The sequence below is a fragment of the Onishia taeanensis genome, from assembly GCF_003268885.1.
Classification (GTDB): domain Bacteria; phylum Pseudomonadota; class Gammaproteobacteria; order Pseudomonadales; family Halomonadaceae; genus Onishia; species Onishia taeanensis_A.
In genome coordinates this window covers 384,187-406,387 of the sequence record NZ_QLSX01000003.1, presented here as the reverse complement: position 1 = coordinate 406,387, position 22,201 = coordinate 384,187, and the positions used below count along the sequence as shown (strand labels likewise).

Below are 22,201 nucleotides of genomic sequence, written 5' to 3'. Positions count from 1 at the left end.
TCCGACAGGAAGGTGACGAAGCACCAGAATCGCCGATGATTCGTTACTACATCAGTTCGGCCGAGCTGAGCGCCATGAAGCTCGCAGAAGCGGCCCGCCAGCATTGGTTTGTCGAGAATAAGCTCCACTGGTCCTTGGATGTGGCGCTCCGCGAGGATGCCTGCAAAATCCATCGCGGGCAGGCAGCAGAAAACCTCGCCAGGGTCCGCCATATCGCCCTGAATTACTTGAAAGGGGAGAAGCGTTTCAAGGGCGGAATTCGGCGAAAGCAGAAGAAAGCCGCGCTGGATGAGACATACCTTGCTGACATTCTCGCGGTCTGATTTTTTTCATGCGTTTTCCCTGGTTCATGGACGCCGTGAACGACAGTCAGTACAACCCCACTCGCTCCTCACGCGCTGAAAACCTGCAGGCACGGCGCCGTCTCGAGAGTCTGCTGGAAGAACGCCGACTCAAGCAGGTCATCGACGATGACTGGGGACTCGACGGCGAGGAAGAAGAGGAAGAAGAAGAAGAGTAAACCACCCGGCTAATTCCAATATCCATCTGCAGGACAGCCACCTGCTGGACAGCCAACTCCAGAACGTGCATCAGGACGCGGGCACTGCCGCCCGCGCCATCCTGAACTTCTCTGGTGGCCATTCACCTCCCGCCACCTTCCGCAATCGCTCATCTCCTCGGCTCAATCACCGCCCAGCGCTGGCCTTTCGCGGGTGCGGCCACTATCATCGTGCCGAAACCCTCAACCCAATGGATATCCATGGCGCAATACGTCTATACCATGAACCGGGTGGGCAAGGTCGTCCCTCCCAAGCGTCAGATCCTCAAGGATATTTCGCTTTCCTTCTTCCCGGGCGCCAAGATTGGCGTGCTCGGCCTGAACGGCGCCGGCAAGTCAACGCTGCTGCGCATCATGGCCGGGATCGACACCGAGTTCGAAGGCGAAGCGCGCCCCATGCCGGGCATCAACGTCGGCTACCTGCCCCAGGAACCGGAACTCGACGACGACAAAAGCGTGCGTGAAACCGTCGAGGAAGCGCTGTCCGGCATCAAGGAAGCCCAGGAGCAGCTCGAGGCCGTCTATACCGCCTATGCCGAGCCCGACGCCGACTTCGACGCCCTGGCCAGCGAGCAGGCGCGCCTGGAGAACATCATCGAGGCCGCCGACGCCCACAACCTTGAGCGCAAGCTGGAAGTGGCCGCCGAAGCGCTGCGCCTGCCGGCGTGGGACGCACGGGTCGGTCACCTGTCCGGTGGCGAGCGCCGCCGCGTGGCGCTGTGCCGTCTGCTGCTGTCGAGCCCCGACATGCTGCTGCTCGACGAGCCTACCAACCACCTGGACGCCGAATCCGTGGCCTGGCTCGAACGCTTCCTGCACGACTACAGTGGCACCGTGGTGGCGATCACCCACGACCGCTACTTCCTCGATAACGTGGCCGGCTGGATCCTCGAGCTCGACCGCGGCCAGGGCATTCCCTTCGAAGGCAACTACTCCGGCTGGCTGGAAGCCAAGGAGAAGCGCCTCGAGCAGGAGTCCAAGCAGGAAGCCTCGAAGAATAAGGCCATCAAGCAGGAACTCGAGTGGGTGCGCAGCAATGCCAAGGGCCGCCAGGCCAAGAGCAAGGCACGCCTCAACCGCTTCGAAGAAATGCAGTCCGGCGACTTCCAGAAGCGCAACGAGACCAACGAAATCTACATTCCGCCTGGCCCGCGGCTGGGTGACAAGGTCATCGAGTTCCACGATGTGGCCAAGGCCTTCGACGGCCGGCTGCTCTACGAGGACCTGTCCTTCAGCGTGCCCAAGGGCGCCATCGTCGGCATCGTCGGCGGCAACGGCGCGGGCAAGTCGACGCTGTTCAAGCTGATCACCGGCAAGGAACAGCCCGACGCCGGTGAGGTCGTGCTCGGCGATACCGTCGACATCGCCTACGTCGAACAGCTGCGCGATGCCCTAGACGACAAGCAGACGGTATGGGAAGCGGTATCCGACGGCCAGGACATGCTCAACATCAATGGCTACGAGGTGTCCTCGCGGGCCTACGTGGGTCGTTTCAACTTCAAGGGCAACGACCAGCAGAAGCGTCTGTCGGAGCTTTCCGGCGGCGAACGTGGTCGCCTGCAGCTGGCGCAGACCCTCAAGCAGGGCGCCAACGTGCTGCTGCTCGATGAGCCCTCGAACGATCTGGACATCGAGACGCTGCGTGCCCTGGAAGATGCCCTGCTGGCCTTCCCCGGCTGCGCCATGGTGATCTCTCACGACCGCTGGTTCCTCGACCGTATTGCCACCCACATTCTCGCCTACGAGGGCGATTCCAATGTGGTGTTCTTCGAAGGCAACTACACCGAGTACGAGGCCGACCACAAGAAGCGGGTCGGCAACGACACCCCGCATCGCATGAAGTACAAGCGCATCGACGCCTGAAGCAAAAGGCATTTGCGCGATGATCCGACGGGCGGTGGCGACACCGCCCGTTTTCATGCTGAGGTGACGGCTCCGCCGTCATCCTTAACGCCCCCTCGACCTAACGCCCTTTCGATCTAGCCCCCTACCGACCACCTGACGCGTCGCTCCCATGCTTGATGCCACGGGTCGCGTTGCCTCTTGGCGCCTTCGAACGCCTCACCGACCTTGCATGGCAGGCCCACACGGGGGATAAAGCAGGCATGATCTTCACAAGGATGTGCTCATGACGAACCCCATACGCTGGCTGATAAATCGCGTTCTGAGCTTTCGACAGAGCATTGCCTTCCTGCCTAGCCTGCTGGCCATGCTCTACCTGGTGCTAGGGCTCTTGGCCGTTCTCCCGCTGGGCGAGCGCCTGCCGCTGCCGGGCTTTCTGGCAGGCATTCGGTTCACAGATATAGAAACGCCGCGAACCCTGCTGTCGACGCTGATCGCCGCCATGATCTCACTGGCCGTGTTCAGTTTTTCCATGGTGATGTCGGTGCTGACCCAGGCCGGCGGCAACTTTTCCCATAAACTGGTCTTCGGGCTGATCACAGAGCGTCATCATCAGCGAGTCCTGGGCCACTACCTGGGTACCATCCTGTTCATCCTGATGCTGCTGATGGTCCCGGTGAGCGGTGAGGTACCCAGCACCTGGCGTTCGCTGAGCACCTACCTGGGCGTGGCCATGGTCACCCACTGTCTGGCGCTGTTTGTCTACTTCATTCACAACGCCTCCCAATCAGTGCAGATCAATGCCGTGAATCGCGGCCTGCACCAGGCCACCCGCAAGTCGCTTGCCAAGCTAGAGACCCGACAGCAACGCCCGGGATGGTGTCACCGGCCGACGTCACAGCCAGTACAGGCTCACTGGCCGCAGATCAAGGCACGCCGCAGCGGCTATATCCAGAATGCCGACATCGAGGCGCTGGGCCGCCTGGCCATTGAGGCCGATGTCGTGGTGCATATGAATTTCAGCTTCGGCGACTTCACGGTGGAAGGCTTTCCCTTGTTCACGATCGAGGCCGCCGAAGCCCCCGGAGAGCGCTTCGAAACATCGGCGCTGGGGCTGCTGGTCTATGTGGAGGGGGAAGTCGCGGAGGATCTCTACGTCAACGGGATGACGCAGCTAATGGAGGTCGCCGTCAAAGCGCTGTCGCCGGGCATCAATGACCCGGGCACGGCTCGACTCTGCCTGCACCAGCTGACCGAACTGCTGTGCCGGCGCCTGGAGTTTCATCCCTGTAACACCTTCACCGATCGGCAGGGAAAGCGGCGGGTGATCTGGAAGACCGAACGCTTCGACAGCCTGCTGTACCGGCTGGTCAATCCGATCCTGCACTACGGCAAGGATGATGTAAGCATCGGCCTTGCCCTGCTCAAGTCGCTGAAGACGCTTTCGCTGTTCGCCGAAGAAGCCGAGCTCACCACCATCCAACGTCATGCCGAGCGGGTGATTGCCACCCTCGCCGAGCGCGACACCCACGCCCTGGATCGGCAGTTCATCGGCGAGCGGCTGGCCAGCGGCGAGCACCGCCTGACGCTTCCCGCCGAGCTGCCGACGCCGGGGGCGAGACCGGTAACGGCGCCTTGAGGCGCTTTCTGGGTGGGCATCCGTCGATCTGCATAAGTCAGGCTCTGAATCACTTCCGCCACTAGGCGAGCCGCAAAGCACTCAGTAGAAGCCCGGCTCGCCCTGAGGGCGGGTCTTGAAGCGGCGATGCAGCCACAGATACTGCTCGGGATGGCGACGGATCGCCGCCTCGATGACCGCATTGACCTGAGCCGCATCGGCCACCTCGTCGCCGCTCGGGAAGTGCTCCAATGCCGGCAGGTATTCGAGGGTGTAAGTGCGGTTGTCGGGGTTGCGGTGGAAAATCAGCGGCATGACCGGCGCGCCGGTCATGCGCGCGATCTTGGCGGTCAGCTTGATGGTCGCGGCATTGATACCGAAGAACGGCGCGAAGACACTGACGTCACGCCCAAAATCCTGATCCGGAGAATACCAGACGTTGTTCCCGGCCTTGATCCGGCGCACCACGCCACGCAGGTCGTGTCGATCGATGGCTCGGCCGAAGATCCGGTTGCGAGCCTTGGTCATGAAGCGCTCGAAGAGCGGATTATCATGAGGGCGATAGACCACGTCTGCGGGGAAGAACAGCGAGTGCAGGGCCCCTCCCAGGTCGAGGGTCGAGAAGTGAACGCCGATGATCAGCACCCCCTTGCCCTGTGCCTGTGCACGCACCATGTGCTCCTGACCCTTGAAGGTGACCCGGTGGCGCAGATGTTCCGGGTCCCTGCACCAGCCGGTGGCGGTCTCAACCAACCCCATGCCATTGGCGATGAAGGCCTCGCGCACCAGCCGGGCCCGGGCCTTTTCATCCCGCTCGGGAAAGCACAGCCGGATGTTGGTCTCGGTGATGTGCCGGCGGCGCTTGGCAAAACGCCAGGCCAAGAGACCTATCAGGCGACCGATGCCGAGCTTGAGGCGCCAGGGCAGCCATGCAATAAGGCGCATCAGCCCAATCGATAGCCAGGTCGGCCAGTACCGAGGATGGGCGAAGGAAGTCTGGGTGTCAGTCTTGGTGTCGTCCTGTGACATGCATTTCTCTAGTTCAGGGTCGGATCAGCCACCATGATACCGCCTTGGCACCCGCGGCAGCACCCCGGTAAGCAGGGTATAGCTGATGGTGTCGCAGTAGCGGGCGACCTCATCGACCGACAGCACCTCGCCGTTGGCCGCTTGCCCCCATAGCACCACTTCGCTGCCGATATCGGCAGCCGGCAGCTCGGTAATATCCACGATCAGCATGTCCATCGACACCTTGCCGGCCAGCCCCGCACGCTGGCCGTCCACCAGTAGCGGCGTGCCATCCACCGCATGGCGGTCATAGCCATCCCCATAGCCACAGGCCACCACGCCGACGCGACTAGGGCGCGGCGCCTTGAAACGACCGCCATAGCCCACCGGCTCGCCGGCGGCGATCTCGCGCACGGCGATGATCTCGGAGCGCAGCGTCATCACCGGCACCAATGACCGGCTGGCGTCATTGGCGCCCTCCAGGGGGTCGCTTCCATAGAGCATCACCCCGGGGCGGTTCCAGGCACCATGGGCCTCGGGCCAGGCCAGGGTGGCCGGCGAATTGGCCAGACACGTTGGGGCGTCAAGGGATTGGGCAAGCTCATTGAGCAGCCCGAGCTGGCGGCGGAAGTAGCCCGGCTCGAGGGCGTCGGCGGTCGCGAAATGGCTCATCAGGTGGAGATCGGCGACGTGATCGGGCGCTGCCTGTAGACGCGCCCAGATATCGGCGGCCTGAGCCGGGGGAAAGCCCAGGCGGTGCATGCCGGAATCGACCTTTAACCAGGCGGGAATGGGGCGACGAGGCGTGAAAGACAGCAGCGCCTCGACCTGCCACTCGCTATGCACCGCCACCCACAGGCCGAGGGCCTCCACTCGCTCAAGCTCCGCGGCCTCGAAGATGCCCTCGAGCAGCACGACCGGCGCCTCGATGCCCGCCGCGCGCAGCGTTTCCGCCTCTTCGAGGCAGGCCACCGCAAAGGCTGGCGCCAGATCCTCGAGCGCCCGCGCACAGGCCACGGCGCCGTGCCCGTAGGCATCGGCCTTGAGCACCGCCACCGACTGGCTATGCGGCGCCAGGTCCCTTGCCAGGCAATAGTTGTGGCGCAAGGCATTGAGGTCGATGTCGGCGATCAGGGGACGAGCCATGGAGGTCTCCGGCCAGATTGGAGAGGACAAAAAAGAGCCTAAGATTATTTGTCATCTGGCGCGCTTTTTCACGAAACTTTTAACCGATTTTAGTTAAAAATACATTCTAAAAGACTATCAAGAATATTTATTTAAGATTATTCGACTACCAATCGCACGCTCGGGTCTTCCACCCTCCATAGCACCCTCGACCCGCACGCGATGATCGGCAGGGAGAGAGGTTTGAGAACGCACAGAGGGGCAATGCCAGCAGCAACGGCGATTATGCCGGCGCACAGCAGTCGCAAAAACGCCGCGATGCAGTCATCGCGGCGTATATGGGGTAGATCACTCGAAAATGGCGTCCAGCGATAGGCCCTGCTTCTCGAGGACGCGCCGCAGCTTCTTTAGTGCCTCTACTTGAATCTGGCGAACTCGCTCACGGGTCAGGCCAATTTCTTCACCGACCTCCTCGAGCGTGGCCGCCTCATGGCCGCGCAGGCCAAAACGCCTGACCACCACTTCCATCTGTTTCTCGGTGAGTTCGGCCAGCCAATCGTCAACGTGCTGTTTTACATCGCCGTCGACCAGCGAGGACTCGGGGCCATGGTCATTGTCATCGGCCAACGTCTCGATCAGCGGCTTGTCGCTCTCGCCACCCATCGGGTAATCCACCGATGATACCCGTTCATTGAGCCCCATCATCTTCTTGACCGTCGCCACCGGCTTATCGAGGAAGTCAGCAATTTCCTCGGCGGTGGCCTCGTGGTCGAGTTTCTGGGTCAGCTCACGGGCCGCACGCAGATAGATGTTGAGTTCCTTGACCACGTGAATGGGCAGTCGAATGGTACGCGTCTGATTCATCAGCGCACGCTCGATGGTCTGACGAATCCACCAGGTTGCATAGGTAGAGAAGCGAAATCCACGCTCGGGGTCGAATTTCTCCACGGCGCGAATGAGACCAAGGTTGCCCTCCTCGATCAGGTCAAGCAGCGACAGCCCCCTGTTCAGGTAGCGCCTGGCGATCTTGACCACCAGGCGGAGATTGGACTCGATCATCCGCGAGCGCCCGGCAGGGGCGCCGGCCTGGGCGAGGCGACCAAAGTGCACTTCTTCCTCGGGACTCAGCAGCGGCGAGAAACCGATTTCGTTGAGATAGATCTGGGTGGCATCGAGACTGTGATGATAGGTGTTCTCTTCCCGGTTCAGGGCCTTCTCGAACGCCCTTTCATCTTTCTCTTGTGCCTCTTCGACCTCATCGCCACCTGTCGTTTCGACATCCTCTATCTCGACATCCTGAATATCCCGTTCAAGCATGCTCATCTCGCTACCCCACTATCTGCTTAGCCATGGCCAGGTCGCCCCCAGCGCTTATACTGCGATAGCGAAGGCCTGGCCATTAGGCTTCTGTCGTAGGCTCCCGCCTACGTCAAGCGCTGCGGGTCAACGCCCAGGGAGAAAATCCAGGGGATCCTTGGGCTGCCCATCCTTGCGCACCTCGAAGTGCAGTTTGACGGCATCGGCGTCGGTGTCTCCCATGGTGGCGATCACTTCACCGGCTTCGACCACGTCGTTTTCCTTCACCTGTAGACTGTCATTGTGGGCATAGGCACTCAGGAACTGATTATTGTGCTTGAGCAGGATCAGGTTGCCGTATCCCCGTACGCCATCCCCTGCATAGACCACGATTCCTGGGCCGGCCGCCTTGACAGACTGCCCCTTTTGACCTCCGATATCAATGCCTGCGGTAATGCTCGATCCTTCACCGAAGCCGTTAATCACCTCGCCGTCAGCAGGCCACTGCCAAGGCACCTCATCGACAGGCTGATAAGTGCGTCGCTCGGAAGCCGGTTCACTTTCCCCGGCGACTGCAGCGCCAGCGTCAGCCTGCTGAGATGGCGTCTTGCTTTGCTCGGACGACGGGGCTGAAGCCGTTTCAGATTTGGCCTCCGTCGTGCCCGCTTCCTGTTGTTGCTGCTCGGCGGCGTGAGCCTTCTCACGGGCTTCCCGCTCAGCGCGGTCGGCCGCACTCAGTTCGCCATCGGCGCCTGGGCTTTCGTAGTTGTAGACCGGGCCCGGCGCTTGCTCGCCACCAGCAACCGCTGTGCCGCCTTGGTCAGCTCCCTGATTGGCTGCTTGGCCAGTGTCGGCCGCTGACGCCTGGGTCTGTTGACCGGCCTGCTCACCGGAAGAGTCGGGTAACGGCGCGGAGGTAAGCCGGCGATTACGCTCGATGGCCGAGGTATCCGGCTCCAGCCAGTCCGGGCTTTCACCGCCACCGCTGCGGGCCGCGCTGGCCTGGGCCCCACCAGCCGTTTCGGCCTGAGCAATGGCGGTTCCCTGCAAACTCCCGCCCTGGCCGCCTGACAGGCTCAACTGCTGGCCTGGCTTAATGCGATAGGGCGGAGTAATGCCGTTGAGCTGGGCCAGATCGCGGAAATCCATCTCATAACGCCAGGCGATGCCGTAGAGCGTATCGCCGGGTTCGACGGTATAGGTGCCGGTAGTCGCCTGCTTACGGGTCAACGAGAGATCCTGTACCTGTATGCCATTCGCCCCTTCCGGGGGCTGGGCCGCACAGGCGGCCAGGGACAACGTCACGGCAGAGGCCAACAGAGCCTTGCGCATCACAAACTTCCTCCTTGTCAGTGGCTGTCGGTCGGCGAAGCAAAACGCCCCACCGCCAGCACCAGAATCAGGCCGGCCAGCATCAGAGCCACGGCCGGGAACAGAGCCGACGGATCACCCGTCAGCTGGGCATAGTCATTAGGTAGCAGATACCGGTATTCCATCGGGATGATCTGCTCATCGGGCCCCAGACGGTAGCTGACCAATTCCCGCCAGGGCCACAACAACGGCAAGGACCCGAGAATGAAGCCGATCAGCAGCTGCAGGGTCGCGGTATGAAAACGCGAAAGCAACCAGGATAGCAGCCGCGAAAAGGTCACCAGCCCCACCAGGCACCCCAACCCAAACTGCGCCATCAGCACCACGTCGAAGGCCTTGAGGCCCTCCATCACGCTGCTATAGAGCCCCATGGTCAGCAGCAGGAAGCTGCCCGAAATGCCCGGCAGGAGCATGGCACTGATGGCGATCGCACCCGCCACGCCAAGCATCAGACCCTCGCTGCCCAACCCGCTGACCAGCGGCATCAGCGCTGGCAGACCGTCCGCCAGCAAGAGGCCGGCAGCCAACGGCAGCACATGCCAGATTCGCCAGTCGGTCAGCCGACGGCTCACGACCCAGGCCGAGGCAGCGACCAGGCCGAAGAAGAAGGCGTCGAGCAGCAACCGCTGGTTTTCGAGCAGGTAGGTAACCAGGTGAGCAACGCTTACCAGGCTGACGCCGATCCCCAGTACCAGAGGAATCACGAAACCGAGATTGAGATGAACCGCCACTCCCTTGAGGCCACCACGCCGCCAGGCACCCCAGGCACTGGGCCCGAAGTTCTTGATGGAATAGATCAATTCCTCGTAGATGCCGGTGATAAAGGCAATGGTACCGCCGGAGACGCCGGGCACCGCATCGGCGGCCCCCATGCCGGCACCCTTGAGGAAAACTGAATAGGACCGCTTCAACGTATGACTCCCTGTAATAGCGGCACGAAGCGCACGGGCTCCAGCCGCTGGTATTCAAAATGCTGACCCTGTCGGCGCACCCGCGTCAGCCATTGATGGCCGGCATCATCCTCAAGCGGCGTGATCAGGACACCGCCCTGTGCCAGCTGATCGAGCAGCGCCGGCGGCAGTTCGCTGGCGCAGGCTGTTAGCAGAATCACGTCGAAGGGCGCGGCCTCGCGCCAGCCGTGCCCGCCGTCGGCCAGGCGCAGCGTGACGTTATGCACCAACAGGCGACGAAGCCGCTCGGCGGCCCGTTCCTTGAGCGCGGCGATACGCTCGACAGAAAACACCCGCGGCACCAGCCGCGAGAGTATCAGGGTCTGATAGCCAGAGCCGGTTCCGACCTCAAGCACCCGCTGCGGCGCCTCGGCCACCACCAGCTCGCTCATCCGCGCCACTATCCACGGCTGAGACAGGGTCTGGCCATGCCCGATCGGCAGAGAGCTGTCCTCGTAGGCCCGATGCGACAGAGCCTCGTCGAGAAACAGGTGACGAGGCTCCCGGCGCAGGGTATCCAGCACCCGCTCATCGGCGATGCCGGCCTCTTCCAGGCGCCCTACCAGACGATCCCGGGTGCGCTGAGAGGTCATGCCGACACCGATCAACGCCGGATCTTTCAACTCACGCAAAGGCATCCAGCCACCCCTGTACGTCTCCCAACGCGGCATGGCGCGTCAGGTCGGTTTGCAATGGCGTGATCGACACGAACCCCGCCTCCACGGCGGCGAAGTCGGTATCCGGGCCATCATCGGCGTTCTCACCAACGGCGGCGATCCAATAACGCTCGCGGCCACGCGGGTCGAGCACTTTCATCGGCTTGGCGGCGGGGCCACGATAACCCATCCTTGTGACCTTGAAGCCACGGATCTGGTCCCAGGGCAGGTCCGGCACATTGACGTTGAGCAGGCTGCGGGGCGGCAGTGACAGGGAGGACGCAGCACCGACCAGGCTTGCCGCCACGCGCCCGGCGGTTTCGAAATAGCGCTGACCGACCAGCGACATGGCGATCGCCGACATGCCCAGGTTGCGCCCCTCCATGGCTGCGGCTACGGTGCCGGAGTAGAGAACGTCATCACCCAGGTTGGCGCCATGGTTGATGCCCGATATGACCAGGTCCGGACGCTCTTCCCAGACCCCATTGACGCCGAGGTAGACGCAGTCGGCTGGCGTGCCATCAACGCTGTAGAAACCGTTATCCAGCCCCGACAGCATCAGCGGCCGATTCAGGGTCAGCGAATTGCTGGCCCCGCTCTTGTCACGGTCAGGCGCCACCACCCGCAGGTGGGCATGATCACTCAGGGCGTCATACAGCGCCCGAAGCCCCGGGGCATGGACGCCATCATCATTGGACAGCAACAAACGGTGCATCCGATCTCCTTGCCTTCCCAACATCCGGCCGGCAATCGCCGGCGGAAGGACAGCCGCCCAACGGCTGCCCCTGTTCTATGGCCCGCCCTATAGGGTCGGGTGTGTCATCAACTCACGCAGCACCGCGGTGGCGAAGGCGCCCCGCGGCAGGCCGAAGGCCAGCCGAAGCTCATGACCATCCCGGGTCAGGCGCGGCGCGTCGAGACGCAGACGCAGCGGGCGGCGCCCCATGCGCACCTCGGCCGCCTCGAGCCCGGCAGCAAGCTCGGGCTCGGAGGCGATCATTGCACGCTCCCGTTCTGCCGCCTGGTCCTGACTGGCCAGGCGGCCACTACCCCACAGCACGCCGCTGGGATGGACATCCAGACGCGCCGCACGTTCCCGCAGCTCGTCGTCGACGTCATCGACCAGAAACTGGCTGGCGGTGCCCTCGAGCATGACAAGCTCGCCCGGCAGCGGAGTGGCCCAGCTATTATCCACGATGCGCGCGGCCAGGAGTTGGTTGAACAGGTAACTGCGCGCCGCCGACAGCAACATGCCCTGGCGATCGTCCCGCTTGCGCCAGCCCCGCGCCAGCAGCGCTCGCGCCCTGGCCAGATTGCGCCCCTCGGGACCGAAACGCTGCGGGCCGAAATAGTTGGGCACCCCGCCTTCGATCAGCCTCTGCCAGCGCGACTCGAGCCCGGGATCGTCGACGACATCACCGCTCAGGCGAAGCAGGAAGCGGTTGCCCCGATGCACGCCCCGCTTGAGCTTGCGCGGGTGGCGGGCCTGATCGAGCAGGCGCACCGAGCGGGCATCATCGCTTGCAAGCCGTGCATCCAGCGCCGCCTGGATATCCTCGGGGGCTTCACGGCCAGGAAGATGCACCGAGAGCCACTGGCGTGTCACCGCCTGGCGATCCTTCATGCCCGCATAGCCGATATCGCGCTCCCGCACGCCGCACACCTGGGCCAGCATCCGGGCCAGCTCGTGAGTCGTCAGCGCACGCTTTTCGACCCACAGCCAGAGATGTTCACCGCTGCCTTCCGGGCTGAACCCCAGACACTCCTCGACCACGAAATCCTCGGGCACGGCCCGGTAATCCCCGGCCGGCAGCGCCTCGTGTGATCCCATGCCCGACACCCTGTCCGGTGCCATGTCCGATGTTAAGCCCAGTGCCCTCGGCCAGGCCGGGGGCCAGGGTGTCGCTTCAGCCGTCATGGCGGGCTCCCAACGGTGGACGCGCCTCGAGCAGCACCACCGCCTCGGCGGCGATGCCCTCGCCGCGACCGGTAAAGCCAAGCTTTTCCGTGGTGGTGGCCTTGACGTTGACGGCGCCTGACGCGACCTCGAGATCAGCGGCCAGGTGCTCGATCATGGCCATCAGGTGAGGCGCCATCTTCGGCGCCTGGGCGATAAGCGTGACGTCCAGATTACCGACCCGCAGGCCCTTGCCCTGCACCAGACGCATCACGTGGCGCAGCAGCGCACGACTGTCGGCCCCCGCCCAGGCCTGGTCGGTGTCGGGGAAGTGGCGGCCGATATCGCCAAGGGCACAGGCGCCGAGCAGGGCATCACAAACGGCATGCAGCAGCACGTCGCCGTCGGAGTGGGCGACGAAGCCGCGTTCGAAGGGAACCCGCACCCCGCCTAGCATCAGGTGGTCGCCCTCGCCGAAGCGATGAACGTCGAAACCGTGGCCGATCCGCAGCGTCATGTGGTGCTATTCCCGAAAGCTTGCGAAGACGCGGCCTGGGCGGCCAGCACATGAGCCGCCAGCGCCAGGTCTTCGGGATGAGTGATCTTGAGATTATCGCGACGCCCCACCACCAGGCACGGCGCGAAGCCCAGTGCCTCGACGGCGGAAGCCTCGTCGGTGACGGCCACGCCCTGCAAGCGTGCTGCCTCAAGGGCCTCGCGCAGGAGACCGACGCGAAAGCCCTGGGGCGTCTGGGCATGCCACAGGCCGCTGCGTGGCTCGGTGGTGGCGACCCGCCCGGCGGCATCGGCGCGCTTCATGGTGTCGGCCACCGGCGTCGCCAGCAGCGCTCCTGCCGGTTCTTCCTCGATAGCAGCCCGCAACCGCGCTAGATCCCCGAGGGACACACAGGGCCTGGCCACGTCATGCACCAGCACCAGGTCATCGTCGCCGGCCTGCTCACCGAGCATAGCAAGCGCCCGGCTCACGGTATCGGCCCGCTCCGCGCCGCCCGAGCTGCGTCGCCAGTCGGCAAAGGGCACCCAGGCCGGATCGAACCAGCGGTCATCGTCATCCAGGCACAGGCAGAGGCCGGCCTCGGGAAAGGCCTGATACAGGCGTGACAGGGTGTGTGCCAATACCGGACGACCGCCGAGCTCCAGGTACTGCTTGGGGCGGTCGGCCCCCATGCGCCGTCCCTGGCCGGCGGCCGGCACGATCAGCCACAGACGGCTCATGGGCTCTCCTTGTCGGCGTTGACATCCGGCACCCAGTAGAACTGCTCGTCGCGACGCACCATACCGATGTCGCTCCGCGCTCGCTCTTCGATGGCATCGAGACCGTTCTTGAGGTCGACCACCTCGGCGGCAAGCCGCTCGTTACGCGCCCGCATCGGCTGGTTCTCGTTTTCCATGGCATCGGCTCGAGCGCGGATCTGAGAGTACTCCTTGAGCCCGCCCTCGCCGAACCACAGCCGGTACTGCAGCAGCATAATCAGGGCAACCAGCACGATGGCCAACCACTTGAGCATGAAGGGTCCTGTCAGGGGATTTCGATGGCACGCATTATGCCATCATCTCTCGACCAGCGGCGAGCGGTGCCATCCGTCTACGGTGATCAATGCTTGAACGGCAGCGACGCCTCGGCCTGCTGACAGTAGGCCTCGACCTGGGCGCCTTCCTCGTGGCAGAAGCGGGCCACGGCATCATGCAGGCGAGGATCAGCGATGTGATGCAGCGAGCGCAGTCGGCGCGGCGAGAACCCCCGGGTAAGTTTGTGCTCACCCTGGGTGCCGGGATCGAAGCGACTGAGCCCTCGCTCCAGGCAGTGCTCGATGCCCTGGTAGTAGCAGGCTTCGAAGTGCAGGCAGTCAGCCATGACCTCACTCCCCCAGTAGCGCCCGTAGAGGGTATGACGCCCCTGCAGACAGAGTGCTGCCGCTACCGGCTTGCCTTGTAACCGGGCCTGAATCAGCACCAGAGCCTCGGGCAGGCTTTCCCGCAGGCGCTGGAAGAACTCGACATTCAGATAGCCCTGTCGGCCACGCTCCAGGTAGGTGATCTGGTAGCAGCGATAGAAGTGCTCGAGGGCATCCGCGTCGATAGCCTCGCCTTCCAGGCGGTGCAGGCTGAGCCCCTGATCGGCAACGATGCGACGCTCGCGGCGAATCTCCTTGCGCCGGCGCGACGTCATGGCCATCAGGAAACCGTCGAAGTCCCCGTAGCCCGCGTCCTGCCACTGGAATTGCACGCCCCGTCTCTCGATGAGCCCGGGACGAGCGGTGCACCAGTCATCGACTTCGGCGTCTTCGGCAAACAGCAGGTGCCAGGTGAGAATGTCGCGACCTTCCCAACTGCCCGCCAGCAGCTGCATGGCCGCCAACCGATCCTCGCCGGGCGCCAGGGCCAGCCGAGGGCCCGGAGCCGGCGTAAAGGGAATGGCCGACAGCGCCTTGGGGTAATACTCCCCGCCGGCACGCTCCCAGGCATCCGCCCACCCCCAATCGAAGACGTACTCCCCGTAGGAGTGTGTCTTGTCATAGCTGGGTAGCACGCCGACCAGCACGCCGCCCCGCCATAGCGTCAGGTGCCTGGGCGCCCAGCCGGTGTCAGGCGCCACCGCGCCGCTGGCTTCCAGGGCATGCAGAAACTCGTGACGCAGGAAGGGATGATCATCCCCTACCAGGGCATTCCACTCATCACGCGGGATAGCGGCAACGGCATCGACACAGGAAATCGACAGACCCGTCTGATCGGGCCGGGAAGGAGCGGTCATCGCGACCTCAGAGATCAAAAGAGTGACGAGTGGACGACTGGAAGGCCATTGAGCGGATGACTCAGGCGTGGACGAGCTTGCGTCGCTGATACCTGAACCTGATGGCCAACGCCAACACTTGGATCTGACGTCCAGATCTAATAGCTAGAACTAAAATTAAACCTAGAATCAAGCGCGCTCAACGTGCCCGACTCAAATATTTCTGACTCAAAATACGATAAATAACTACGATTAAACCCGGCGGCAGTCAACGCCCACTCTCACCCAGGTGACGGCTAAGCAGCCCTGTCCTCAGCGGCGACCATCGCTGCCGGTCGCCAGGGGGCGATAGTCGACCGCCCCGGTCGCTGCCGATGAGGAGACATTGGGTGCAGCTTCGTCATCTCGAGCGCGACCCGCTGGCTGGTCTCTGCGCGTGCGCTCGTGGGCCTGCTCAGCGGCGCGGGAAGGCTGGCGTTCCGAGACGGTCCTGTCTTCGCGAACGTTTTCACGCACATTGCGCTCATGGGCAAGGCTTGCCGTTACCAGATCAGACAGCTCGGTGACGCTGAGCGCCACTCGTTCTACGCCCGACTGGCCCCAGTTGACCAGCAGTGCCGGGGCCTCGCGGGACTGATCGATGCCCACGATACGCCCCAGGCGCCCGCTGTCCGGATCACGCAGCTGTGACCCCAAGAGGCAATGTGTGTCTGCTACTGCCTTGTCCATGATGGCTGGCTTCCTGAAGCTGAGGAAGATGATTGACCTTGATAAGTGAGAGCTTAGCAGCTAAGCCGCCAGTGCGAGACCCCATTAGCGCCAAGTCATGAAGAAAGGCAACAAAAAAGGGTGCCTATCGGCACCCTCTGCTGCAAGTAGGACATCCCGCCGGCCTGCGAACACGAGCGGAGCCGTGAGATCGCCGGAACCGCAGGATGACGCGATGTCCGTACCCTTTACCGCCTCAGGAGGCGGCGTGCATGGCCAGCGCTGTGTCCAGCATGCGATTGGAGAAGCCCCACTCGTTGTCATACCAGGCCATCACCTTGACCAGGCGACCGTTGACCCGCGTGTGGTTGGCATCGAAGGTGGAGGAATTGGGATCATGATTGAAGTCAATCGACACCAGCGGCTGGGCGTTGACGGCCAGCACCTTGGAGCCTTCCGCCGCCTTGGCGACGATCTCGTTGATCTCTTCCTTGGTGGTGTCGCGACTGGCGTTGAACACCAGATCGACCAGCGACACGTTGATCACCGGCACGCGCACCGCCAGGCCGTCGAACTTGCCTTCGAGCTCCGGCAGCACCAGTCCCACCGCCGCAGCGGCACCGGTCTTGGTCGGGATCATCGACTGGGTCGCGCTGCGCGCCCGGTACGGGTCCTTGTGGTAGACGTCAGACAGATTCTGGTCGTTGGTATAGGCATGAACGGTGGTCATCAGGCCGTTCTCGATGCCTACAGCATCGTTCAGGGCCTTGGCCACCGGCGCCAGACAGTTGGTAGTGCAGGAGGCATTGGACACGACCTTGTGTTCGGCAGTCAGCACGTCGTCGTTGACGCCAAACACCACGGTGGCGTCGGCATCCGGGCTCGGCGCGGAAATCAGCACGCGACCGGCACCGGCCTCAAGGTGTTTGCCGGCATCGGCCTTCTTGACGAAAAGACCGGTGCACTCCATGACCAGATCGACGTTCAGGGATTTCCACGGCAGCTGTGCCGGATCTCGCTGAGCGTAGATGCTGATGCGCTGACCATCGATGCTGATGCTCTCGTCATCGTGCTCGACCCGATGCGGGAAATGCCCATGCACGCTATCGTGCTTGAGCAGGTGAGCATTGAGCGACGGATCGCCCAGGTCATTGATGGCAACGACCTCGATCCGGTCGCTGTAACCGTTTTCGTAGAGTGCTCGCAGCACATTGCGGCCGATGCGGCCGAAACCATTGATAGCTACTCGTAACGTCATGACGGCATCCTCACGCTGATTCTGCTGGCGTCTGCTTGAATCGAGGGTCATATGCAGGAACATTGCCCGAAGCATACGAGAGACGGTCGAAATACCGCCGCGACCCCCAGTGAAATAATCTTACATTTGCGCCCCAATTTGGCCCAAAGCATGACGACATTCAAGGCAATTTTTTGCTAAATTTACAAACATTGCCACCCACCACCCCTCAGCGAGGCTGCCCATGGCTACACAAGATACCCCTCTGAACGACGTCGTCCGCCAGGTCACCGAACGCATTCGCGAACGCTCCCAGGAGCGGCGGGCTCTCTATGAACGCCGCATGGCCGACCAGCATGGCCGCGGTGTGCATCGCGGCGAGCTGTCCTGCGGCAACCTGGCTCACGGCTTCGCCGCGTGCGGCGATACCGACAAGGGTCGGCTCAAGATGATGAACAGTGCCAACCTCGGCATCATTTCGTCATATAACGACATGCTGTCGGCGCACCAGCCGCTGGAATCCTTCCCGGAAACCATCAAGGATGCCGCCCGCGCCATGGGCTCGACCGCCCAGTTCGCCGGCGGCGTACCGGCCATGTGCGACGGCGTCACACAGGGCCAGCCTGGCATGGAGCTGTCGCTTTACTCCCGCGAGGTGATCGCAATGGCCGCCGCCGTGGGGCTATCGCACAACATGTTCGACGGTGCGATCTTCCTCGGTGTATGTGACAAGATCGTGCCAGGACTGTTCATCAGCGCCGCGCGCTTCGGCCACCTGCCGTCGACCTTCGTGCCGGCCGGCCCTATGACCAGTGGCCTCCCCAACAAGGAAAAGGCCCGTATCCGCCAGCTGTTCGCCGAAGGCAAAGTCGGCCGCGAAGATCTCCTGCAGGCCGAGTCCGATTCTTACCATGGCCCGGGCACCTGCACCTTCTATGGCACTGCCAACTCCAACCAGTTGATGATGGAGATCATGGGTCTGCACCTGCCCGGCGCTTCATTCATCAACCCGGGCACCCCGCTGCGCGAGGCACTGACCCGCTACGCGGCCGAACAGACGATCCGCAACACAGAGGCCGGCGGCGACTATCGTCCCTTCTACAAGCAAGTCGATGAGAAGGCGATTGTCAACGCCATGGTCGGCCTGCTGGCCTCCGGCGGCTCGACCAACCACACCCTGCATCTGGTGGCCATGGCCGCCGCGGCGGGGCTGACCATCACCTGGGACGACTTCACTGCCCTTTCCGCCGTGGTGCCGAGCATGACGCGCATCTACCCCAACGGTCAGGCCGACATCAACCATTTCCAGGCCGCCGGCGGCATGAGCCTGCTGATTCGCGAACTGCTCGGCGCCGGGCTGATCCACCAGGATATCGCTACCGTCTTCGGCACCGACATGAGCGCCTACACCCAGGAGCCCTTCCTCGAGGACGGCAAGCTGGTCTGGCACGAGGGCCCCACCGAGAGCCTCGACCGCGATGTGCTGCGTCCGGTATCTGAGGCCTTCGCCCCGACCGGCGGCCTGACCGTACTTGACGGCAATCTGGGCCGCGGGGTGATCAAGGTCTCTGCCGTGGAAGCCGAGCACCGGCTGGTGGAAGCGCCGGTGCGGATCTTCGATGATCAGAATCAGCTCAAGGCCGCCTTCGAAGCCGGCGAGCTCGACCGAGACGTGGTGGTCGTGGTGCGCTTCCAGGGGCCAAAGGCCAACGGCATGCCGGAACTGCACAAGCTCACGCCTTTCCTCGGCGTGCTGCAGGATCGTGGTTTCAAGGTCGCCCTGGTCACCGACGGGCGCATGTCAGGCGCCTCGGGCAAGGTGCCGGCGGCCATCCACATGACTCCGGAAGCCATCGACGGCGGCCCACTGGCCAAGCTCAAGGAAGGCGACGTGGTGCGCCTTGACGCCAACCGCGGCGAGCTCAGCGTACTCGTCAAGGCCGATGAGTGGGCCAAGCGCTCCCTGGCTGACGCCAACCTGGAGCACTACCACTCTGGGCTTGGCCGCGAGCTCTTTGCCGGCTTCCGCCATCTGGCCATGGGCGCCGAAGAAGGTGCCGGCGTGTTCGGCGGCTTCGAAGCCGACGACCTGGCGCGCCAGCAACAGCAGATTCAGGAAGAGGACGCCTAGTGACCCGCCCCGCTCTGATGGGTGCCGCCGCCGAAAGCGGCGGCGCCCTTTTTCGAACGCCGGAGGCAGATACATGACCCGCCCTGCCCTGATTGGTGATATTGGTGGCACCAACGCACGCTTTGCGCTGGTGACGCCGGGGAGTTTCGCGCCCCACGACATCCTGAGCCTGCCCTGCGCCGACTATCCGAGCCTGGTGGACGCCGTCGATGATTATCTGGTGCGGGTCGGCCATGGTGGCGAGCGCGCCCCGCGGGAAGCCTGCCTGGCCTTCGCCTGCCCGGTACACGACGACTGGGTCAAGATGACCAACAATGCCTGGGCCTTCTCGAAAGCCGAGGTACAGCAGTCGCTCAACCTCAAGCTATTCAAAGTCATCAACGACTTCACCGCCCAGGCGCTGGGCGTGCCTCATGTCGCCACCGAGGATCTCGTCCCGGTGGGCGGCGGCTCGGCCCAGGCACACAGCATCCGCCTGGTGATCGGCCCCGGCACCGGCCTCGGCGTAGCCGGGGTCTTCCCCGGTCAGCACGCCTGGATTCCGCTGCCTACCGAGGGGGGACATGTGACCTTCGCGCCCACCGACGAGCGAGAACAGAACCTGCTGCGCTATTTCCATTCACGCTATGGCCGCGTTTCGGTGGAGCGCATCCTCTGCGGGCAGGGGCTTCTGGACCTTTACTGCGCCCATGCCTCCCTGAAGGGCGTCAACCCGCACTATCAGAGCCCCGCCGAGGTCACGGCCGGTGCCGCCGAAAGCGATGCCATCGCGGTGGACACCGTGCAGCGCTTCCTCAAGATCCTCGGAGACGTGTGCGGCGATGCGGCCCTGACCATCGGTGCCCGTGGCGGTGTCTACCTGTGCGGTGGCATCCTGCCACGGCTGATTGACTGGCTGCCGGATAGCCGCTTTCGTGCTGCCTTTGCCGACAAGGGCCGGATGAGCGCTTACAATGCCGACATCCCGAGCTGGGTGGTGACCGCACCCTGGACGGGGCTGCTGGGCGCCGCCGAGGCATTGCACAACGAGGAGGTCGAATGATTCCAAGGTCCCTGCGCGAACTGCTGGATTCCACTCATGGACAGCGCCAAGCCGAATGGCAGGGGCGCACCCTGTGGCTGGCCCGTGAGCCCTGGGGGGAGCTTGTGGTATCGCTGCAAGGCGCCCAGGTGCTGCACTTCTTAACCGCGCCCGATGCCGCGCGAAAAGCACCCGCCACTCAGACGCCCGAAACCGGGCGAGCCGCAGGCGCTTCACCCGCGCCCAATGCCGCACGAAAAGCGCCCGCCACTCAGACGCCCGATGCTGCGCTAGAAGCAGCGGAATCTCCGGCGGCGGACGCCGATGAAAGCGGCCTTGTGCCCGGTGGCTGGCTTTGGGTCACCCCTACGCCACAGCAGCGGCCGGGCGCGATTCGCGGGGGTATCCCGCTATGCTGGCCCTGGTTCGCCGACGAGCATACCGCCGATGAGTCGCCGGACCGTTCCGGCCCCATGCATGGCCCGGCACGCCTGACGGACTGGCACCTGGACGCCGTGGACGAGCATGAGGAAGGCGTCGAGCTGCACCTCTCGCCTACTCAGCGCCTGCACTCTCAGCTGCTGGTGCGAGCGGTGATCCAGGCCAATGCCCAGCGCCTGCACGTGGAGCTGATCAGCGAGCATGTCGGTGAAACGCCGGTCAAGCTGACCGCCGCCCTGCACAGCTACCTGGCCGTGGCCAACGTACAGGGCTGCCGCCTTACTGGCCTTGCGGGTGCTCGCTATCTCGACAAACGCGCCGGCTTCGCCGAACGTGAGCAGCAGGGCGAGCTTGGCATCCGTGGTCCTCTGGATCGCATCTATCATTCCAACCGGCCACTGGTATTGGATGACGGCGAGCGCCAGCTCACTATCGCCAAGCAGGGCAGCGACTCGACGGTGGTCTGGCATCCGGGCGATGACCTGCCGGCCGACACCTCAGCGCAGGCCGGTCGCCACTTCCTGTGCGTCGAGTCAGCCTTCACGCGCCTCGATCCGGTCTGGCTGGTTCCCGGTGCCCAGCACCTGCTGGGCACTACCCTGTCACGTGCGGAGAGCGATTGATGAGCACCGAGCTTTTTCGCGATGCCCCCTTCCTGCTGGGCATGATGCGGTTGCATGAAGACGAGGCGTTGCACCAGCCGAACGCCATGGCCGACTGGATCGAGGCGCGCCTCGACCAGGGCCTCAACTGGTTCGACCATGCCGACATCTACGGCGACCGTCAGGGCGAAACCCTGTTCGGGCAGGCGCTGCGCGCCCGCCCGGAGCTCGCCAAGCGAGTCAAGATCGTCACCAAGGCAAGCATCGTCACCCCCGGGCGCGATCTCTCGCCGATGGGCGTCAAGCACTACGACAGCTCGCCTGAGTACATCACCCAGGCCATCGACGACGCCCTGGATCGTCTCGGCGTCGAGCGCCTCGAGCACTTCCTGCTCCACCGCCCCGACCCGCTGATGAATGCCGAGGACACCGCCCGCGCACTGGACGCCGCCATTGACGCCGGCAAGATCGGCGCCGCTGGGGTCTCGAACTTCCTGCCCGAACAGTGGCGTCGACTGCAGCACGCCATGCAGCACAAGCTGGTCGGCCACCAGCTGCAGCTGTCGCTGGCCTACCCTGACCCGCTGTTCGACGGACGCTATGACGCTCTGATCGCCGATAACCTGCAGCCCATGGCATGGTCGCCGCTGGGCGGAGGCATCGTCTTCGAGGACGTTCTCGGCGAATCGCTCTCAAGGATCGCGGAGGACCTCGAGACCAGTTCCGCCGGCCTCGCCCTCGCCTGGCTCAGGGCCCTGCCCCAGCGCCCGGTGCCGGTGATTGGCACCCTGAGGCCCAGCCGCATCGATGAATTGCTGACCGGCGCCAACCTGAACCTGGAGCGCCCCACCTGGTTTGCCCTGCTCGAGGAGGCTCGCAGCCACCGCGTCGCCTGAGCGGTCTGGGTGCCGATACGAGCGCTGACAGAGAAACATCCGCCACGGGTGACTCGATTCATCCAATCGACGACCATGATAACAAGCAACC

22 protein-coding genes are annotated in these 22,201 nt (G+C 63.7%); 8 read left to right on the top strand and 14 right to left on the bottom strand.

The window, feature by feature from the left end:
• From BCL93_RS06685 to BCL93_RS06665, 4 genes are all read left to right on the top strand, one after another.
• Window positions 1–323 (top strand): ISAs1 family transposase (locus tag BCL93_RS06685; RefSeq protein ID WP_112055198.1); only part of this gene is annotated, 323 nt, incomplete at its 5' end.
• 8 nt (window positions 324–331) lie between these two features.
• Complete coding sequence (locus BCL93_RS06680) at window positions 332–520, top strand: PA3496 family putative envelope integrity protein (RefSeq protein ID WP_112054325.1); 189 nt, start codon at window positions 332–334, stop codon at window positions 518–520.
• 240 nt (window positions 521–760) lie between these two features.
• Complete coding sequence (gene ettA / locus BCL93_RS06670; protein ID WP_112054323.1) at window positions 761–2,422, top strand: energy-dependent translational throttle protein EttA; 1,662 nt, start codon at window positions 761–763, stop codon at window positions 2,420–2,422.
• Window positions 2,423–2,687: 265 nt separating this feature from the next.
• Entirely contained in the window at window positions 2,688–4,040 is a 1,353-nt protein-coding gene (locus BCL93_RS06665; RefSeq protein ID WP_112054322.1) for a DUF2254 domain-containing protein, read from the top strand.
• 81 nt (window positions 4,041–4,121) lie between these two features.
• Here the strand turns inward: BCL93_RS06665 and lpxL are convergent, their stop codons facing one another.
• The 14 genes from lpxL to gap all read right to left on the bottom strand — a co-directional run bounded on the left by lpxL (window position 4,122) and on the right by gap (window position 17,040).
• Window positions 4,122–5,048: an LpxL/LpxP family Kdo(2)-lipid IV(A) lauroyl/palmitoleoyl acyltransferase gene (gene lpxL / locus BCL93_RS06660; RefSeq protein WP_112054321.1), complete on the bottom strand. Its 927-nt coding sequence runs from the start codon at window positions 5,046–5,048 to the stop codon at window positions 4,122–4,124.
• 24 nt (window positions 5,049–5,072) lie between these two features.
• Window positions 5,073–6,173 carry an alanine racemase gene (gene alr, locus BCL93_RS06655; protein WP_112054319.1) on the bottom strand — a complete coding sequence of 367 codons (1,101 nt, stop codon included), beginning with the start codon at window positions 6,171–6,173 and terminating at the stop codon, window positions 5,073–5,075.
• A gap of 327 nt (window positions 6,174–6,500) precedes the next feature.
• On the bottom strand, window positions 6,501–7,475 hold the full coding sequence (gene rpoS, locus BCL93_RS06650; RefSeq protein WP_112054316.1) for an RNA polymerase sigma factor RpoS: 975 nt from the start codon (window positions 7,473–7,475) through the stop codon (window positions 6,501–6,503).
• A 120-nt stretch (window positions 7,476–7,595) separates the two neighbouring features.
• Window positions 7,596–8,780 (bottom strand): peptidoglycan DD-metalloendopeptidase family protein, encoded by a 1,185-nt coding sequence (locus BCL93_RS06645; RefSeq protein ID WP_112054315.1) that lies wholly within the window; start codon window positions 8,778–8,780, stop codon window positions 7,596–7,598.
• 17 nt (window positions 8,781–8,797) lie between these two features.
• Window positions 8,798–9,730 carry a DUF368 domain-containing protein gene (locus BCL93_RS06640; RefSeq protein WP_258396032.1) on the bottom strand — a complete coding sequence of 311 codons (933 nt, stop codon included), beginning with the start codon at window positions 9,728–9,730 and terminating at the stop codon, window positions 8,798–8,800.
• Window positions 9,727–10,407: a protein-L-isoaspartate(D-aspartate) O-methyltransferase gene (locus BCL93_RS06635; protein ID WP_112054313.1), complete on the bottom strand. Its 681-nt coding sequence runs from the start codon at window positions 10,405–10,407 to the stop codon at window positions 9,727–9,729. Before BCL93_RS06635 ends, BCL93_RS06640 begins: the two co-directional genes overlap by 4 nt.
• Window positions 10,394–11,140, bottom strand: a complete 747-nt coding sequence (surE, locus tag BCL93_RS06630; RefSeq protein ID WP_112054311.1) for a 5'/3'-nucleotidase SurE — start codon at window positions 11,138–11,140, stop codon at window positions 10,394–10,396. The genes BCL93_RS06635 and surE overlap by 14 nt, the downstream gene beginning before the upstream one ends.
• An 87-nt stretch (window positions 11,141–11,227) precedes the next feature.
• On the bottom strand, window positions 11,228–12,256 hold the full coding sequence (gene truD / locus BCL93_RS06625; protein WP_258396031.1) for a tRNA pseudouridine(13) synthase TruD: 1,029 nt from the start codon (window positions 12,254–12,256) through the stop codon (window positions 11,228–11,230).
• Window positions 12,257–12,332: 76 nt separating this feature from the next.
• A complete protein-coding gene (ispF, locus tag BCL93_RS06620; protein WP_112054402.1) occupies window positions 12,333–12,833 on the bottom strand; it encodes a 2-C-methyl-D-erythritol 2,4-cyclodiphosphate synthase in 501 nt (166 codons plus the stop codon).
• A gap of 2 nt (window positions 12,834–12,835) precedes the next feature.
• Window positions 12,836–13,558: a 2-C-methyl-D-erythritol 4-phosphate cytidylyltransferase gene (gene ispD / locus BCL93_RS06615; RefSeq protein WP_112054307.1), complete on the bottom strand. Its 723-nt coding sequence runs from the start codon at window positions 13,556–13,558 to the stop codon at window positions 12,836–12,838.
• On the bottom strand, window positions 13,555–13,851 hold the full coding sequence (gene ftsB, locus BCL93_RS06610) for a cell division protein FtsB (RefSeq protein ID WP_112054305.1): 297 nt from the start codon (window positions 13,849–13,851) through the stop codon (window positions 13,555–13,557). The genes ispD and ftsB overlap by 4 nt, the downstream gene beginning before the upstream one ends.
• Before the next feature lie 86 nt (window positions 13,852–13,937).
• The gene (locus BCL93_RS06605; RefSeq protein WP_112054304.1) at window positions 13,938–15,095 is read right to left on the bottom strand and encodes a GNAT family N-acetyltransferase; all 1,158 of its coding nucleotides are present in this window, start codon (window positions 15,093–15,095) and stop codon (window positions 13,938–13,940) included.
• Window positions 15,096–15,386: 291 nt separating this feature from the next.
• A complete protein-coding gene (locus BCL93_RS06600; RefSeq protein ID WP_112054303.1) occupies window positions 15,387–15,803 on the bottom strand; it encodes a hypothetical protein in 417 nt (138 codons plus the stop codon).
• Window positions 15,804–16,038: 235 nt separating this feature from the next.
• Window positions 16,039–17,040 (bottom strand): type I glyceraldehyde-3-phosphate dehydrogenase, encoded by a 1,002-nt coding sequence (gap, locus tag BCL93_RS06595; protein ID WP_112054400.1) that lies wholly within the window; start codon window positions 17,038–17,040, stop codon window positions 16,039–16,041.
• 223 nt (window positions 17,041–17,263) lie between these two features.
• Here gap and edd point away from each other — a divergent pair, with 223 nt between their 5' ends.
• The 4 genes from edd (at window position 17,264) to BCL93_RS06570 (ending at window position 22,110) form a co-directional block, all read left to right on the top strand.
• Window positions 17,264–19,150, top strand: a complete 1,887-nt coding sequence (gene edd / locus BCL93_RS06590) for a phosphogluconate dehydratase (RefSeq protein ID WP_181463047.1) — start codon at window positions 17,264–17,266, stop codon at window positions 19,148–19,150.
• 73 nt (window positions 19,151–19,223) lie between these two features.
• On the top strand, window positions 19,224–20,192 hold the full coding sequence (gene glk, locus BCL93_RS06585; RefSeq protein ID WP_112054300.1) for a glucokinase: 969 nt from the start codon (window positions 19,224–19,226) through the stop codon (window positions 20,190–20,192).
• Window positions 20,189–21,235, top strand: a complete 1,047-nt coding sequence (locus tag BCL93_RS06575; protein WP_258396028.1) for a D-hexose-6-phosphate mutarotase — start codon at window positions 20,189–20,191, stop codon at window positions 21,233–21,235. The genes glk and BCL93_RS06575 overlap by 4 nt, the downstream gene beginning before the upstream one ends.
• The gene (locus BCL93_RS06570; RefSeq protein ID WP_112054298.1) at window positions 21,235–22,110 is read left to right on the top strand and encodes an aldo/keto reductase; all 876 of its coding nucleotides are present in this window, start codon (window positions 21,235–21,237) and stop codon (window positions 22,108–22,110) included. Before BCL93_RS06575 ends, BCL93_RS06570 begins: the two co-directional genes overlap by 1 nt.
• The last annotated feature ends 91 nt before the right edge of the window (window positions 22,111–22,201 follow it).